Consider the following 14,829-nt stretch of genomic DNA (forward strand, 5'->3'; position numbering starts at 1 on the left):
GATGACACAAATTAAAATTACACCTGAACAACTTGATCAAATTGCTGGACGCTTTACAAACGCAGCAGCTGAAGCTCAACAACAAATCAATAACCTTGGAAATGACATTGAAAGTTTAAATGGGCAATGGTCTGGGGCAACACAAGATAAGTTCAGAGCGAACTTTAGTGATGCTAGACAAGAAATGCTAAAATACATTCCGATTCTAGAACACATTTCTGCCGATTTGAAAAACATTGCTACTAACTTCCGTAACGCAGATAACTCATATTAATAGCAGAGCAATTGCAAAAGGCCAGGAGCTATTGTTCCTGGCCTTTTCTTTAAAAATTGTCATATGAGAGTAAGGGGATAAAATGGGATTCAGACCAGAAGTGGGAGAAAAAATTGTTTTTAATAAAGATGCTTATCATTTTGCAAAGCATCCAGCAGTTATTGGGATTGATATGCCATATGGGCAAGAAGGTAGACAAGGAACGGTATATCAGCTACAACATGAAAATAGTGTAGAGCGAATCGCATTAAAAGTTTTTAAGGAACGCTATCGTGATGAAAAACATCAATTAGTATTTTTAAAACCACTTTCTTCTATAGCGGGTCTTAAAGTATGTTCACGTTACATTGTTACAAAAGAAGAACATACATCTGTAATTGAAAAGTCAGAAGATCTTGCGAATAGTATTGTGATGCCTTGGATTGAAGGGCCAACTTGGGCTGATATTTTACAAGAGCAACGAATGCTATCAAAACAGCAATGTTTTTTTATTGCAGAAGCATTTCTAACAACACTTAAAACAATGGAAGAAAATGAGATTGCTCATAATGACTTGTCATCTAGTAACATACTAATACCTTTTTTAAGTGAAAATCCTATTGAAGGTCAACACCGTATTGAGCTTGTTGATGTTGAGCAAATGTATGGGCCGAAAAGTAAAAGACCTTCGTTATTGCCAGCAGGTTCAGCGGGTTATGCGCCAATGTATTTAAAAAGCGGGGTATGGAAAAAAGAAGCCGATCGATTTGCTGGTGCTATTTTATTAGGAGAAATATTAAGCTGGTGTAGTGAAGAAGTTCGAAATACAAAATGGACGGATGCAAGTTACTTTAAAACGGAAGAAATGCAGACCGAATGCGAAAGATATACGTTACTTCAGCAAGTATTGCAGAATCAATGGAATGGGGAAATTGCACAGTTATTTAAGCAGGCATGGAATAGTAAAACTTTTGCAGAATGTCCAAGCTTTGAACAATGGTACGATGCATTTAATAGCGCAAGAGAAATAATAAAAATTGATGCGGAAAGGCAGTCAGCGCAAGAACATTCTCTTTTTGTATCGAAATGTTTGGAAATTGCAAGATTATTTGAAGAGAGAGGACTTAAACAAGCGGCATTATATGAATATAAAATAATTTTCAATTCACTTAATCCATCAACAGCTCTAAAACAAGAACTCGCATATATCATTCAAACTATGGAGAGTCAAGAGCCTGAAATAAATCAAAAAAAGGTACTACAAAGTTATTTGGAACTAGCTACTGAATTGGAACGAGAAAACAATGCAGAATTTGCTTGTTTCGTCTATTCACGAATCGTACAATTTCCAAACATTGATCATGCGTTAAAAAAGGAAATTGAAAGCATTATTGAAGAGATAAAAGAAGAACAAGGAACACAGCCGCAGCAAGAAATAGCAGCCACAATTACAGTTCCTACTAGCATTCTACAGAGTCGGAAACAAACAAAAAAACAAGTTGAATATGATATAGATGATGAAATTTTAAATGCAAAAGCATCGAATCAACCACTTACAGTAGCGCATGAACAAAGTGAACCGTCTGCTTTTTCTAAATGGTGGAAAAAGAATGAAAAACGGATTTTGATTATTGGCTCAATAGTAGTAGTTGTTATAGGTGGTTCAACGTTATTTTATTTCTATACAACAAACGCTAAATATCAAAAATATATGGAACAAGCACGACAAGCTTATCATGATAAAAAATATACAAAAGCAGAAGAAGCTGTTGGGCATGCAATTGCAGTGAAAGGCAAAGACGAGGCACATCTCCAATTAGCAACAATTTACGTTGCTGAAGGAAAGAATAAAATTGCAATCGATTATATTACCAAATTAATAAAGGATAGAGAAATTGATAAAGAAAATAATGAAGCTGCCTATTTATTAGCTTCAGCAAATTTCCGCATCGGAAAATATCAAGAAGCAGTGTTGAATTTTGAACAAGCATTAGCGAATAATGCAAAAGGAATTGAACCGTATAAAAAAGATGCTATGCGAGATTTAGCTGTAAGTCATATGAAGATGAAAGAATTTGAAAAAGCAGAAGATGTTATTGTCAAAATGAGTACGAAAACAAATGAGGATAAGGCAATTGTTTCGTATTTAAAAGGGCAACTATCAACAGCAACTGTGCAGTTAGACAAAGCGGAGTCTTTCTTTAAAGAAGCTATTATACAAGATTCAAAGAATGCCATATATACAATTGAACTTTCAAATTTATATGTGCTTTGGAATAAAACAAACCTAATTGATAGTGCGAAAAAAGAAATGAATTATCAACAGGCATCTCAAGTATTACAGGCTGCGATTCAAAAAGATATGAAAAATATAGAATTATTAAATCAACTTGGAATTGTGTATTATGAAGCTGGTCAATTTTACGAAACGCGAGATGGTGCAAAGAGTAATGCTGCGTATCAACAAGCATTGGACGCTTACAATAGAGTTGTCAACAGTGGGACTCGCGACATAAATACGCTTGTAAATATAGGGATTTTATACGATAAAGTGGGACAAGGAAATGAAGCAGAGAAATTTTTTATAGAAGCATACTCACAAAATGATGAAGATCCACATGTGAACTTTGCATTTGGAATGTTCAAAATTAAACAGAAAAAATATGAAGAAGCGAGCCGCTTCTTAAGAAAAACAGTACAAGCAAATGAAAATGAAGCTGAAGTAAGAGCAGCACAAGAAAAACTAGCAGAAATGAAAACAAACGGCTGGATTCAATAAAGATGGGAAAAGGGGAACACGCATGGAAGAGAATAATAATAATTTAGGTAAAAAAGTTGCTATATCAGTAATGTCGGTAGCTTTATTTGGAACGTCAGGATATCTTGTGTATGACAAAGGCTTTAGCACAGCGGGAAGAGAAACTGTAAAACTAGCAAGTAATACAGAAGAGAAAAAAGATGATCGTATTACAGGAAGCAACTTACAGTCTATGTTCCCAAATTTAGTTGCTGATCCTGCAAAAAAAGATGAAAAACCTGGCGAAAAACCAACTGTTAATTTAGCAGACCTAATCGGAAATAATAAATCACCAATTACACCAATGACGTATAAGCCAGATGATGTGTTGGTGGAAAAGAAAGATCCACAGATTAAATTGTCAGGCGCACCAATGTCACAAAAGCCAGAGTTGCCAACGAATATGGGGGGGCCTGTGGTGGAGCCAGTTAAAAATAATGATAATGTTCAATTACCTACACCTACTGTAGAACCGCCAAAAACTAATACTGGAACAGGAGGAACTGGAACAGAAGGAACTGGAACAGGAGGAACTGGAACAGGAGGAACTGGAACAGGAGGAACTGGAACAGGAGGAACTGGAACAGGAGGAACTGGAACAGGAGGAACTGGAACAGGAGGAACTGGAACAGGAGGAACTGGAACAGAAGGAACTGGAACAGAAGGAACTGGAACAGGAGGAACTGGAACAGGAGGAACTGGAACAGGAGGAACTGGAACAGGAGGAACTGGAACAGGGGGAACTGGAACAGGAGGAACTGGAACAGGAGGAACTGGAACAGGAGGAACTGGAACAGGGGGAACTGGAACAGAAAAACCAGATCCAGAACCAACATACCCAACAATTACAGTATCACCAAAAACGGGTGATATTCTTGTAGAATGGTATACAGCCAATGGAGAGAAATCTAGTGCAGTATTTTTTGGGGAGTTTTATAAGGCGCAAAATCATTTGAAATTAATTGATGGTATGACAAATACAATGGCGGAACGTGATGATTTACAGCTTATTTCTCAGAGCTCCTCGACAGCCAAAGCCAATAAAGCAGCATTATTGTTAGCAGCACAAGATTCTGCTCAATTTGAAAAAGTAGCTAGTTCAAAATATGAGCAACTATTTTATATTCGAAATCAATTAACTTTATATCAAGATCCAGCTTTTAATGACCAAGAATTTGAACGCTTTAAAGAAAATAAGAAATATGTTATAGAAAAGTTGTCTAAAGACATTTTTAACGCGGCGCTTAGAGAAGAAGAACGAGATGTAAATGCAGCTTTAAGTAAATATTATTTATTAACTTCCGTATTACAAGGAGTTGATGAAGACTTACAAAAACAAGCTTCCGATCGAGTACAAGCTATTTTTAATCAAATGCTTGAAAATGAATTGAAACAAATGGTGCAGGGAAAAGTTGAAGTTCCAACTGTGCCAGTTTTAAATCAAGGAAAAGAACAAAATAAAAATGTAGAAGAAAAAGCAACGACTGAAAAGGAAGTACAACAATCAAAAGGTGAAGAAAAACAAGGGAATAAAGAAAATTCGAAGCCAGAAGAATCGAAAACAAATAAAGAAGATGTAAAACAAGAAGAAGTACAAACGAATAAAGAAAATGCAAAACAAGAAGAATCGCAAAATAATAAAGAAGATAAAAAGAATGAGGAACAAAAAGATAATAAAGATGGTACAAAGCAAGATGAAGTAAAAACACCTGGACAATGGGCGATTGAACAGGTAACAGCGTATATGAACGAAGCGAAGTGGAAAGAAGCAATTGTACTAGCAGATCAATACATTGATCAGACAAAAGGTGAAGAAAAAAACACATTGCAGGATCAATTGAAAAATACAGTTGAGAACTTATTAACACAATCAAAAGCAGAAGAGACATCTGCAGAAATAGCATTGCAAAATTATCACTTTATCTTAAATATTAAAAATGTAGTTGCCGTACAGAAAGAACAGGCAAAATCGTTATCTTTACCTGTAATGCTAGAGGTAAAGGCAGATGAAGTGTTTGCAGAGAAAAATTATTATGACGCTGTATTATATATGGCAAACTCTATTCGTAATGGAAATAAACATGCTCGTGCATTTGAAAAATTACAAACTAATACAAACTTCCTTTGGAATCAAACTATGGAGCAATGGAATAATTTAAAGGGTAATTCTGGATGGCAAAGTGAAGTTAAAAAATCTGTTCAACCATCCCTTGAATTAATTGTATATTTAAAAGATATTTCACCAGCTATAGTGGATGATACAAGATTCAATGAGAAAATAAAGGAAGCAACGAAGAAACTAGAAGGCATTCAACTGTTGAATTTAGCAATTTATGAGGATAGTAAAAATGACGAAGCAAGTCAGTTAAATGCGTTATATTATTACGGACAAGCTTATGAACGTGGTATAGCTGACGCAGGAGATATGAGTAACATTTTTAATAAGCTATTAAATAAAGCACGTGGATTCGAAGTATCAGACCCAGCGAGAGCTATGAATTTATATCGATTAATGTATACGACGCCTGGTGCAAAGGATGTTACTTTCCAAGACGTAATTAGAAATTCTATTGATTATTTGAATGATTTCAATGTAGCAAGTCAATCGTTCACGAAATATGGTAATAGCTCAAATGTGAAAGATATTGCAACAGCTCTAGCTTATGCAAATACAGCTATTGAAAAGGGATATGTGAATGAGCAAAGTAAAGCAAAAATAAGACAAATTGCAGGGGAAATGGTTAAAGTGGGACAAAATGCATTAAATGGAAATGATTTAAATGCTGCATATCAGTATTTCGAATTTGTAAGCCGTGCAGATTATAAACATGTTCCGCAGGATGTTCGTAGCCAAGCAAATGATGGACTACAAGCGATAAAAAATGCTACTAAAAAATAAAGTAATAAATTTCGCCATCTTACCCTAGGTAAGATGGCGAAATTTATTCCAAATAAGGAGTGAAAGTTAATGAGTTTACTAGAAATTAGTCCATTAGATGAGGCGTTAGTGGAAGCGTTACAAAACGAAGAAAAAAGAGGCTATTTTTATGAGATATTACAGAAATCAAATTTATTCGTTGTTGCTTCTGTCAAAGGGGATACAAGTGTAGATGAAGAAGGAAATTTGATTTCTACTAATAATACACAATTACAAATTCATTATTTTGAAATGGAAGAAGGATTAATGTTACCACTGTATTCTGATTTAAAGCATCTAGAAATGGTTATTCCAGAAGAATGTCCGTATGTCTCTATGAATGCAGTTGAATTATTGAAAACGATAGATTTAGAGGCAAATGTCATATTGAACCCAGGAACAAAATTTCAAAAATTATTTGTAAAGGAAGAAATTGAAGCGATTTGTGATAACAGTATTTTTGATGTTTTCTCTAAAGAGAATAAGTAAAAATTGATGCAGTTCTATTTCTTTTTGGTATAAAATAGAGGAAGGTGGGAGAAGGTTTGGAGATTAAAGTCAAACCTGAACAACTCGAACAAATTGCCAAAAATATATCAGAGATGCAAACACACAGCCAGAATATACAACAAAATCTCAATCAATCCATGTTTAGTATTCAAATGCAATGGCAAGGAGCGACGAGTCAGCATTTTTATGGGGAATATATGAGATCAATGAGACTCATGGAATCTTACATACGTAACTTACAGGTTACAGAAAAAGAATTACGGCGTATCGCTCAAAAGTTTCGTCAAGCAGATGAAGAATATCAAAAGAAACAAACTGAAAAATTGAAAGAAACCCATAAAAAAGAAAAGAAACATGAAAAATCGTGGTGGGAAAAAGGAATAGAAGGAGCAGCTGAATTCATCGGAGTGAATGATGCAATTCGTGCAGTTACCGGTAAAGACCCAATTACAGGAAAAGAATTATCAACAAAAGAAAGACTCATCGCTGCAGGATGGACACTCCTAAACTTTGTTCCTGTTGGAAAAGTCGCGAGTCTTGCTGGAAAAGGAATAAAGTATGTCGCTTCTAGCTTCGGGAAGACAATTGTAAAAGCAGGAAAAGGACTAGGCGAAGGCATAACGATGGTGGCCGGAAAAGCTGGAAAAGCAGCTGTCGATGGCATAAAAACAGCCACCCACAAAGTAAAAGAGGGTGTAAACTTCGTAGCCTCCACAGCAAAAGGCTTTGCCGACAAAATCGGAAGCTTATGGAACAAAGGTGCTACAACCGTAAAAACAACCTTCCTACAAGGAAATCAACAAATCCAGCACGCAGTAAAAACATTACTGGAGTACAAATGGATTCCGGGTGTGGGAAAAGCCTACGTCATGCCTGGAGTAGGAATGGTCCGAGAGATGGGACAGCATTCTCTGAAAGATGCTTATCAGTATATGGCAAATAGGGGTGTTAAGGGTACGGGTGAAGGTAGTAAGAAAATCTCTGATGTTCCTCATGTAAAAGAAGCAAGAGATATTATAGCAGAGAGAACAAAAGGATTAGATTTAAATCAGCATCCAACTACGACAAAGCAAATGAGTTCTAAGAAAATGAAAGCATTAAGAGATAAGATTGATAATAGAACTATTACAAAACAAGAGTATGCAGACTACATCTGGAATAAGAAATTTGCTAAAAGACGGGATAAAGGAGTTAAAGAATTTTGGTACCAAGAACAACAAAGAATATTAAATAATGAACCGCTTACTCGAGAGTGGTCTCAAGAACAGTTAAAAGATATTCTTGCTGGTAAAACTCCTAAATTTGATGGTAAATCAATTGCAGGGCATCATAGTTATAGTGCTGCAAAATATCCGCATCTCGCTGATAAGGGAGAAATAATCTATCCAGCAACTTTTCGTGAGCATTTTTACGGATGGCATGGAAGAAAGTGGAGGAATAGTATTCCAGGTGAGCCTATAATACCAATTAAAGACTTTTAAGGAGGTAAGAATTTATGGTGAAGATGAGACTGAAAATTGATGATGATTCAAATAAATTAAAGTATGTATCGATTATCAGACAGAATAATGGAGCAAGTATTCAAGATATTAAAAGAAATATAGAAGATAATAATGTGGTACTAGAATGTGATTATTTTGATACAGATGAATTAAAAGACTTCAAAAAAACAATGGAGGCTTTAATAAGTAAGGGGGCTACTGTACATTTGTTTCAAGATAATCGAGAGGTTCAAATTGATTATATAAGTAACCTTATTAGTTCATATGAACAAATTGCTGAAGACAGAGAAAAGCTAGATGATAGAATTTTAGGTGATGATTAAGAGAGATTAGGGTATTGAAATATACATTATCAACTTTATGTATTGAATAGTGAAGAAAATAATAGCAATTATGGTGTGGAAGATAAACACGCATAAACGTATATGTAGATGAATAAAGATAAAGTATATTTGTAGTGGAAAGAAAAAGAATAAGTGGTTTAAAAGTGCATACTCCATGATGGTTGTACCATCATGGAGTACAATGTGCAATGATAGAATAGAAAACAAAGTACGAGCTTAGGCGAGATGACATTTTACCGGGCGATAAATATAAACACATGGAATGTATATTAAACTAACGAACTCGTACAAACTCGTAAGTTTTAACATAGTATTTGTCATGATGTACAAAAGGTGTCATACTGTTACTACAAAACTTACAAATTTATGCTACTTAAAAACATATGAACTTAAAGCACTTGATTGTCCACTAAAGGCAACAAGTGCTTTTTTACGTTTTAGGATAGAAATAGGTAGACACATTATAATTTTATAAGTGCACGAAGTATTAAATTTTTATAGATTGTAATGGCCTTGTACAGTGTATGACGATAGTAGAGGAAAAAATAAAGGGTTGTATTATGTTTTGAAGTCATCGTAAAGTACATTTTAACGGATTTACGTTATGAACACGTTATCCGCAAAAAACGGGTAAACGTTACAGGGACTCAAATTACTGTAACGGGAGGGAATTTATGATGGGAAAGAAAGTAGTTGGTTACATACGAGTTTCAACGGAAGGACAAGTACGTGATGGGTATAGTTTAGCGTATCAAGTAGAAGAGATTGAACGTTACTGTAACGAAAATAATTTAGAACTACTTCGTGTGTATGAAGATAGAGGATTAAGCGGAGCGACTGTTGATGAAGAGGGATTAACAGTTGAACGTGATGGACTACAAGAGCTATTGTCGGATATGGCGTATAAACAAGTAAGCTATGTTGTTGTGTTGAATACATCACGATTGTGGCGCTCTGATATGGCGAAAGTATTAATACAACGAGAACTAAAGAAACATGAAGTAGATGTGAAGGCAATTGAACAATCAAGCTATAGTATTTACACACATGATCCAAATGACTTTTTGGTGAATGGCATGTTAGAACTATTAGACCAATATCAACGACTTGAAATTGCGTTGAAGTTAAGTAGAGGTAGAAAGAAGAAGGCTGAATGAGGTGGATATGCAGGTGGTGGCGTACTTTTTGGCTACAAGGCCAAAAAAGGACAAAAGGTGTTAGAAGTAGATGCTGGGAAAGCAGTAGTTGTACGTAGACTATTTGAGTTAAGACACATTTTTAAACATTGGTCACTTACCCAATTGGCAGAACAATTGAATGTAGAAGGCTACTGCACAGCGAAAGGTAAACAATTTGCGAAAGTACAAGTGAAACGCATGTTAGATAGAGAAAATTTTTATCGTGGCATGTATAAATACGGGAAAATACAAACAAAAGGACAACATGCAGCAATTATTTTATAAACTCACTTAAAAAATTAGCTCATTTTACTATACATACTACTAAAGAGATGAAAAATGGATAGGCTTGCGTACCTATGCGCATCGGAAGATGAACGCTCGAACTAAGGTTGCCGACATTTTTATATATGACTAAATCATTGAATAGAGGGATGAGTTATGCATCATAGGCAGAACTATTTGTATGTAGGAGTAGATTTACATAAAGAACAGCATACGGCTGTTATTATTAATTGTTGGCAAGAGAAACTAGGAGAAATACAATTTGAGAATAAACCATCTGCATTTTCGAAGTTCTTATTAGAAGTAGAGACATATGTGTGTGATGGGATAACTGTTGTATTTGGTTTAGAAGATGTTGGTGGTTATGGAAGAGCGTTAGCGAAATATTTAGTAGATCACGAACAGGTAGTAAAAGAAGTAAATCCAGCTTTATCATTTTTAGAACGAAAAAGCCAAGTGATGATACAAAAAAATGATAGTTGGGATGCGGAATGTGTGGCACGCATATTGATAAACAAATTTAATCAATTACCAGATGCAAAGCCAAACGATTTATTATGGTCAATACAACAACTGGTTTCAAGAAGGAATGCATTAGTAAAAGCACAAAGTGCATTAAAGAACCAATTACATATTCAATTAAACCATCATTATCCAAGCTATAAAAAGTTTTTCTCAGAGTTAGATGGAAAAACAGCATTAGCATTTTGGGAGCAATATCCGTCACCCTCTTGTTTAGAGGGGACGAATATAAAGCGATTAACAACTTTTTTATTAGATGTTAGCAACAATACATGTTCAGTAAAGAAAGCAAGTGAAATATTAAGGCTTGTGAAAGAAGATGGACAAACAATGAAAGAGTATCAAGAAATGCGAAACTTTTTAGTAAGAAGTATTGTACGGGAGATTGAGTTTAAAAAGAAGGAAATGAAATACATCGAAAGAGAATTAAAACAGCTAGTAAATCTACTAGATTATCAATTAGAGACGATGCCGGGAATAGAACTTGTGACGGCATCAGCATTAATTGCAGAAATTGGAGATGTAAGACGATTTCCAAATGCCAACAAATTAGCAAGATTTGCGGGGATTGCGCCTGTTTACTTTGGTTCTGGTGGGAAAGGTAAGACATATAAAAGCAAACAAGGAAACAGGGCGCTACACGCTTTATTTTATAATTTAGCAGTACAGCAAGTGCAAGTAGCGAAAGGAAGTAAGACGCCACGGAATCCAGTATTTCATGCATACTATCAAAAGAAACTAAAAGAAGGAAAAACAAAGGGACAAGCATTGGTATGTATTATGAGAAGGCTTGTAAATATTATATATGGCATGATGAAATATAAAACAGCTTATGAGTTGCCGGTAGTAGAAGAAAAAGAAGTAGTTTAATAAGGTTTACATGGTTTGCTTTTTTATTGTGAGGGTTTAAGATTACAACATAGGGTACAGTTAAAATTGATTACGATTTAGCTAAAGTTTATATTAGAGATGTAGAGTCAAAAACAGGATTGAAGCTTCATAAAAACCAAATAGAAAAATTAAAGGCTGCTCTAAGGGAACATAAGTATGAAAAAATGACGCCATTGGAAACGTTAAAACACAGAAATAAATTTAACAGTGTGAAAAACAAATTGATAAGTGAATGGGAAGAAAAAACAGGGCAAACATGGCCAAGATATACTGAGGAAGTTTATGATAAAAAAGGTAGAGTAGCAAGGGATATTGGGCAACCCTATGATGCGCATCATATTATAGAGAATAATTTTGGTGGGCCTCATGAATGGTGGAATATACATCCAGCTAAATTTCCTGATGAACATCAGGCAGGAATTCATGGTAAAGGGTCACCATCAAATAAATTATTTCCAAGGAGGTAGTTTTAATGGCTACATTTGATTTTATAAAAAATAGTCATCATAAGTTTTTAAAATTACAAGAAAATGAACTTATAGTGGCAGAAGAGAGACTTGGATTTGCATTTCCTAATGAACTTAGAAATTTTTACTTAGAAGTTGGCTATGGTTTTATAAAAGGAAATAATGTGGATGCAATAAATAGAATAATGGATCCAGATACTATAGCAGATATTACATTGAGAGAAGGTATTTACGAGTTTGATCCAGATTTAGAGGGAATATACGAGGAAGAAGATAAATTGGTTTTTTATGAAGTAAACGAGGGTGTATATTTAACACTTGATTTGAATACTCCTCAACAAACTCCTGTATATTTTTTTGAGACCCAAATAGCTGATTCATTGGAGGAATTTATACGAAAAATTAATCAGGATGCTGAATATTTTGTGGATATGGTTGATTAATATTCTAGTATAGATTAAAAGTCTTCAGTAATAAGTAAACAAACGAGATTGGTTATAGTCACTTTATAAGTATTATAGTCACCTTACTACTCAATGTATACTTTACACACGAGAATGACAAAGTTCGTGATGTTATTAAAGTTAAATATACACTGGCACATAAGACAAGCAAACGAAAAAGCACTTATTTTTGAAGTGGACAGAAAAAGAATAGGCTGTTAAAAAGCATATACCCCATGATAGTTGTACCATCATAGAGTGTTATGTGCAATGATAGAACAGAAAACGAAGTACGAGCTTAGGCGAGATGACATTTTACTGAGTCATTAATATAAACACATGAAATAGACATAAAACTAACAAACTCGTAAGTTTTAACGTAGTAGTTGTCGTGATATACAAAAGGTGTCATACTGTTACTACAAAACTTACAAATACATGCTACTTAAAAACATATGAACTTAAAGCACTTGATTGTCTATGAAAGGCAACAAGTGCTTTTTTCGTCTCAGTATAGAAATAAGATATAATAAAAAAGTTAATATTTTGTTAGATTGAGAAAATAAAAAGTATCCACTAAAAAGCAGCTGTGGATGGCATAAAAACAGCCACCCACAAAGTAAAAGAGAGTGTAAACCTTGTAGCCTCCACAGCAAAAGGCTTTGCCGACAAAATCGGAAGCTTATGGAACAAAGGTGCCACAACCGTAAAAACAACTTTCTTGCAGGGAAATGAGAAGATTCAGCACGCAGTAAAAACATTATTGGAGTACAAGTGGATCCCAGGTGTGGGAAAAGCCTACGTCATGCCTGGAGTAGGAATGGTCCGAGAAACGGGACAGCATTCTCTGAAAGATGCTTATCAGTATATGAAAAGTGTTGGGGAGAAGGGTGTTAAGGGTACGGGTAATAGAGAGGCTGAAGTTCCACCTGCTTTTAGACAAACTGATTTTGCTAGTTCTTATGAAGCAAGGTATAATCAGACACCTTCACCAGTTAACTCAAAGGTTGAATTTGAAGGAATCAGAGGAGAATCTTTAAGTACGCTTAAACCACCACCAGACCCTAAATTGAAACGTATATTAGATGAAGCTGGCGTTAAAGGTATTCAATATAAAAATGGAGTTCCTGATTTTTCGCCAGTATCAAAGGCTCAAATTGAAATTGACTATATGCTTGGAGGAAAAGGGAATTATGGTACAAAAGCTAGGACATACAATTTTGCTCAAGCAGATCAAAAGTTAGCAGATAAGCTAAATGACTCAGTTGAACTAGCTCGCCAATTTGGAATGGAACCTGGTGGGATTACCGCGAAAGACATAGACAAATATCGAACAAAAAATCAATTAACATGGCATGAAGTAAATGATGTGAAAATAATTCAACTTGTACCGACAGAGATAAATAAAAGATTTGGGCATCTTGGTGGAGTAGGTGAGATAAACGCAGGTGCATTTGAGCCGGGAGGATTTGCTAATAAATAAAAAGGAGTAGTAAGATGAAAATAAATGATGCGATTTTTGGTGAGCTTGAATATGATTTTGTGTGGTCTAAGGATACTAGCATTAACTTTTTTGGACATGAAGTCGAGATAGCGCTAATAGTAAAAGGTGATGAGGATGGTAAGTTTGATGAAAAACAATATGTAGCATATACTGCACTTATGCAAAATTGGGAACAATTACAACAAAGCTTTTTGCAATCAATATTAGACTATTACAAACAAGAGCTTAAGGAACTAGGTTATGATATTGAAGTAAATGAAAGCTATCCATTAGTTGAAACAGCTAATGAAATATTAGAAATGATAAGTTTAGATGGGATTGTTGTTCCCTATGCAGGTATTTTTGACGGTCGGGATATTGGAATTACATTTAATTGTACATGGGATACAGAAAATGGGCTAGGGATTCGTTTGTTAAATGAAAAAGTAACTGAAGTAGGTTATCAAGACGTTGCAATTTAAAATAGGTTGTTAAAGAGTTAAGACTCATGATGGTTGTACCACCATGGAGTCATGTGTGCAATTCTAGGATAGAAAAACGAAGTACGAGCTTAGGCGAGATGACATTTTATTGGGCGATGAATATAAACACATGGAATGGGCATTAAACTAACGAACTCGTAAGTTTTAACATAATATTTGTCAGGATGTACAAAAGGTGTCATATTGTTACTATAAAACTTACAAATTTATGCTACTTAAAACATATGAACTTAAAGCACTTGATTGTCTACGATAGGCAACAAGTGCTTTTTTGTGTTTTAACGTGAAAAATTAAAAGGGCACTATAATTTTATAAGTGCGCTAAGTGTTAATTTTTATAGATTGTAATGGCTGTGAACAGTGTATGACGATAGTAGAGGGCAAAATAAAGGGTTGTGTTATGTTTTGAAGTCATCGTAAAGTACGTTTTAACGGATGGACGTTATGCACACGTTATCCGCAAAAAACGGGTAAACGTTACAGGGACTTTAATTGTTGTAACGAGAGGGAGTTTGATATGGAAGAGAAGGAAGTAAGACGCCACGGAATCCAGTATTTCATGCATACTGTCAAAAGAAACTAAAAGAAGGAAAAACAAAGGGACAAGCATTGTTATGTATTATGAGAAGGCTTGTAAACCTTGTATATGGAATGATGAAATATAAAACAGCATATGAATTGCCGGTAGTACAAGAGAAGGAAGTAGTTTGGTAAGGTTTTATATGGTTTGTTTT

The 14,829-nt window shown here is 34.8% G+C and carries 11 protein-coding genes and 3 pseudogenes; all 14 read left to right on the forward strand.

The genetic code is table 11. The annotated features are described in order from the left end of the window. Position 1 precedes the first annotated feature (1 nt). Positions 2-274: a WXG100 family type VII secretion target gene (locus MKY70_RS11225; protein ID WP_002158043.1), complete on the forward strand. Its 273-nt coding sequence runs from the start codon at positions 2-4 to the stop codon at positions 272-274. Between the two features lie 82 nt (positions 275-356). Then, positions 357-3,032, forward strand: a complete 2,676-nt coding sequence (locus MKY70_RS11230) for a tetratricopeptide repeat protein (RefSeq protein ID WP_088032786.1) — start codon at positions 357-359, stop codon at positions 3,030-3,032. A gap of 22 nt (positions 3,033-3,054) precedes the next feature. Next, on the forward strand, positions 3,055-5,949 hold the full coding sequence (locus MKY70_RS11235; protein ID WP_341074510.1) for a hypothetical protein: 2,895 nt from the start codon (positions 3,055-3,057) through the stop codon (positions 5,947-5,949). Positions 5,950-6,018: 69 nt separating this feature from the next. Continuing rightward, a complete protein-coding gene (locus MKY70_RS11240) occupies positions 6,019-6,456 on the forward strand; it encodes an SseB family protein (RefSeq protein ID WP_012260838.1) in 438 nt (145 codons plus the stop codon). Positions 6,457-6,512: 56 nt separating this feature from the next. Then, positions 6,513-7,958 (forward strand): WXG100 family type VII secretion target, encoded by a 1,446-nt coding sequence (locus MKY70_RS11245; protein WP_341024252.1) that lies wholly within the window; start codon positions 6,513-6,515, stop codon positions 7,956-7,958. Positions 7,959-7,972: 14 nt separating this feature from the next. Beyond that, a complete protein-coding gene (locus tag MKY70_RS11250; protein WP_002171737.1) occupies positions 7,973-8,302 on the forward strand; it encodes a hypothetical protein in 330 nt (109 codons plus the stop codon). Between the two features lie 289 nt (positions 8,303-8,591). Next, a complete protein-coding gene (locus tag MKY70_RS11255) occupies positions 8,592-8,798 on the forward strand; it encodes a hypothetical protein (RefSeq protein WP_341026378.1) in 207 nt (68 codons plus the stop codon). A gap of 202 nt (positions 8,799-9,000) precedes the next feature. Continuing rightward, positions 9,001-9,786, forward strand: a pseudogene (locus MKY70_RS11260) (recombinase family protein). Positions 9,787-9,942: 156 nt separating this feature from the next. Beyond that, the gene (locus tag MKY70_RS11265; RefSeq protein WP_341024257.1) at positions 9,943-11,178 is read left to right on the forward strand and encodes an IS110 family transposase; all 1,236 of its coding nucleotides are present in this window, start codon (positions 9,943-9,945) and stop codon (positions 11,176-11,178) included. A 53-nt stretch (positions 11,179-11,231) separates the two neighbouring features. Beyond that, a pseudogene (locus tag MKY70_RS11270) lies at positions 11,232-11,666 on the forward strand (WXG100 family type VII secretion target); the annotation flags it as partial. Between the two features lie 5 nt (positions 11,667-11,671). After that, entirely contained in the window at positions 11,672-12,109 is a 438-nt protein-coding gene (locus MKY70_RS11275; protein ID WP_341024260.1) for an SMI1/KNR4 family protein, read from the forward strand. Positions 12,110-12,977: 868 nt separating this feature from the next. Next, positions 12,978-13,592, forward strand: coding sequence for an HNH endonuclease (locus tag MKY70_RS11280; protein ID WP_341026380.1), 615 nt, complete (start codon positions 12,978-12,980; stop codon positions 13,590-13,592). 14 nt (positions 13,593-13,606) lie between these two features. After that, positions 13,607-14,074, forward strand: a complete 468-nt coding sequence (locus MKY70_RS11285) for a DUF2004 domain-containing protein (protein ID WP_193653015.1) — start codon at positions 13,607-13,609, stop codon at positions 14,072-14,074. Between the two features lie 552 nt (positions 14,075-14,626). Next, a pseudogene (locus tag MKY70_RS11290) lies at positions 14,627-14,809 on the forward strand (IS110 family transposase); the annotation flags it as partial. Between the last annotated feature and the right edge of the window lie 20 nt (positions 14,810-14,829).

The organism is Bacillus sp. FSL R9-9492 (genome assembly GCF_038007365.1).
Lineage (GTDB): Bacteria > Bacillota > Bacilli > Bacillales > Bacillaceae_G > Bacillus_A > Bacillus_A mycoides.

Coding starts and splice junctions, on each gene's coding strand:
- MKY70_RS11225 (WP_002158043.1), top strand. CDS start 2: ATGACACAAATTAAAATTACACCTGAACAACTTGATCAAATTGCTGGA.
- MKY70_RS11230 (WP_088032786.1), top strand. CDS start 357: ATGGGATTCAGACCAGAAGTGGGAGAAAAAATTGTTTTTAATAAAGAT.
- MKY70_RS11235 (WP_341074510.1), top strand. CDS start 3,055: ATGGAAGAGAATAATAATAATTTAGGTAAAAAAGTTGCTATATCAGTA.
- MKY70_RS11240 (WP_012260838.1), top strand. CDS start 6,019: ATGAGTTTACTAGAAATTAGTCCATTAGATGAGGCGTTAGTGGAAGCG.
- MKY70_RS11250 (WP_002171737.1), top strand. CDS start 7,973: ATGGTGAAGATGAGACTGAAAATTGATGATGATTCAAATAAATTAAAG.
- MKY70_RS11265 (WP_341024257.1), top strand. CDS start 9,943: ATGCATCATAGGCAGAACTATTTGTATGTAGGAGTAGATTTACATAAA.
- MKY70_RS11275 (WP_341024260.1), top strand. CDS start 11,672: ATGGCTACATTTGATTTTATAAAAAATAGTCATCATAAGTTTTTAAAA.
- MKY70_RS11280 (WP_341026380.1), top strand. CDS start 12,978: ATGAAAAGTGTTGGGGAGAAGGGTGTTAAGGGTACGGGTAATAGAGAG.
- MKY70_RS11285 (WP_193653015.1), top strand. CDS start 13,607: ATGAAAATAAATGATGCGATTTTTGGTGAGCTTGAATATGATTTTGTG.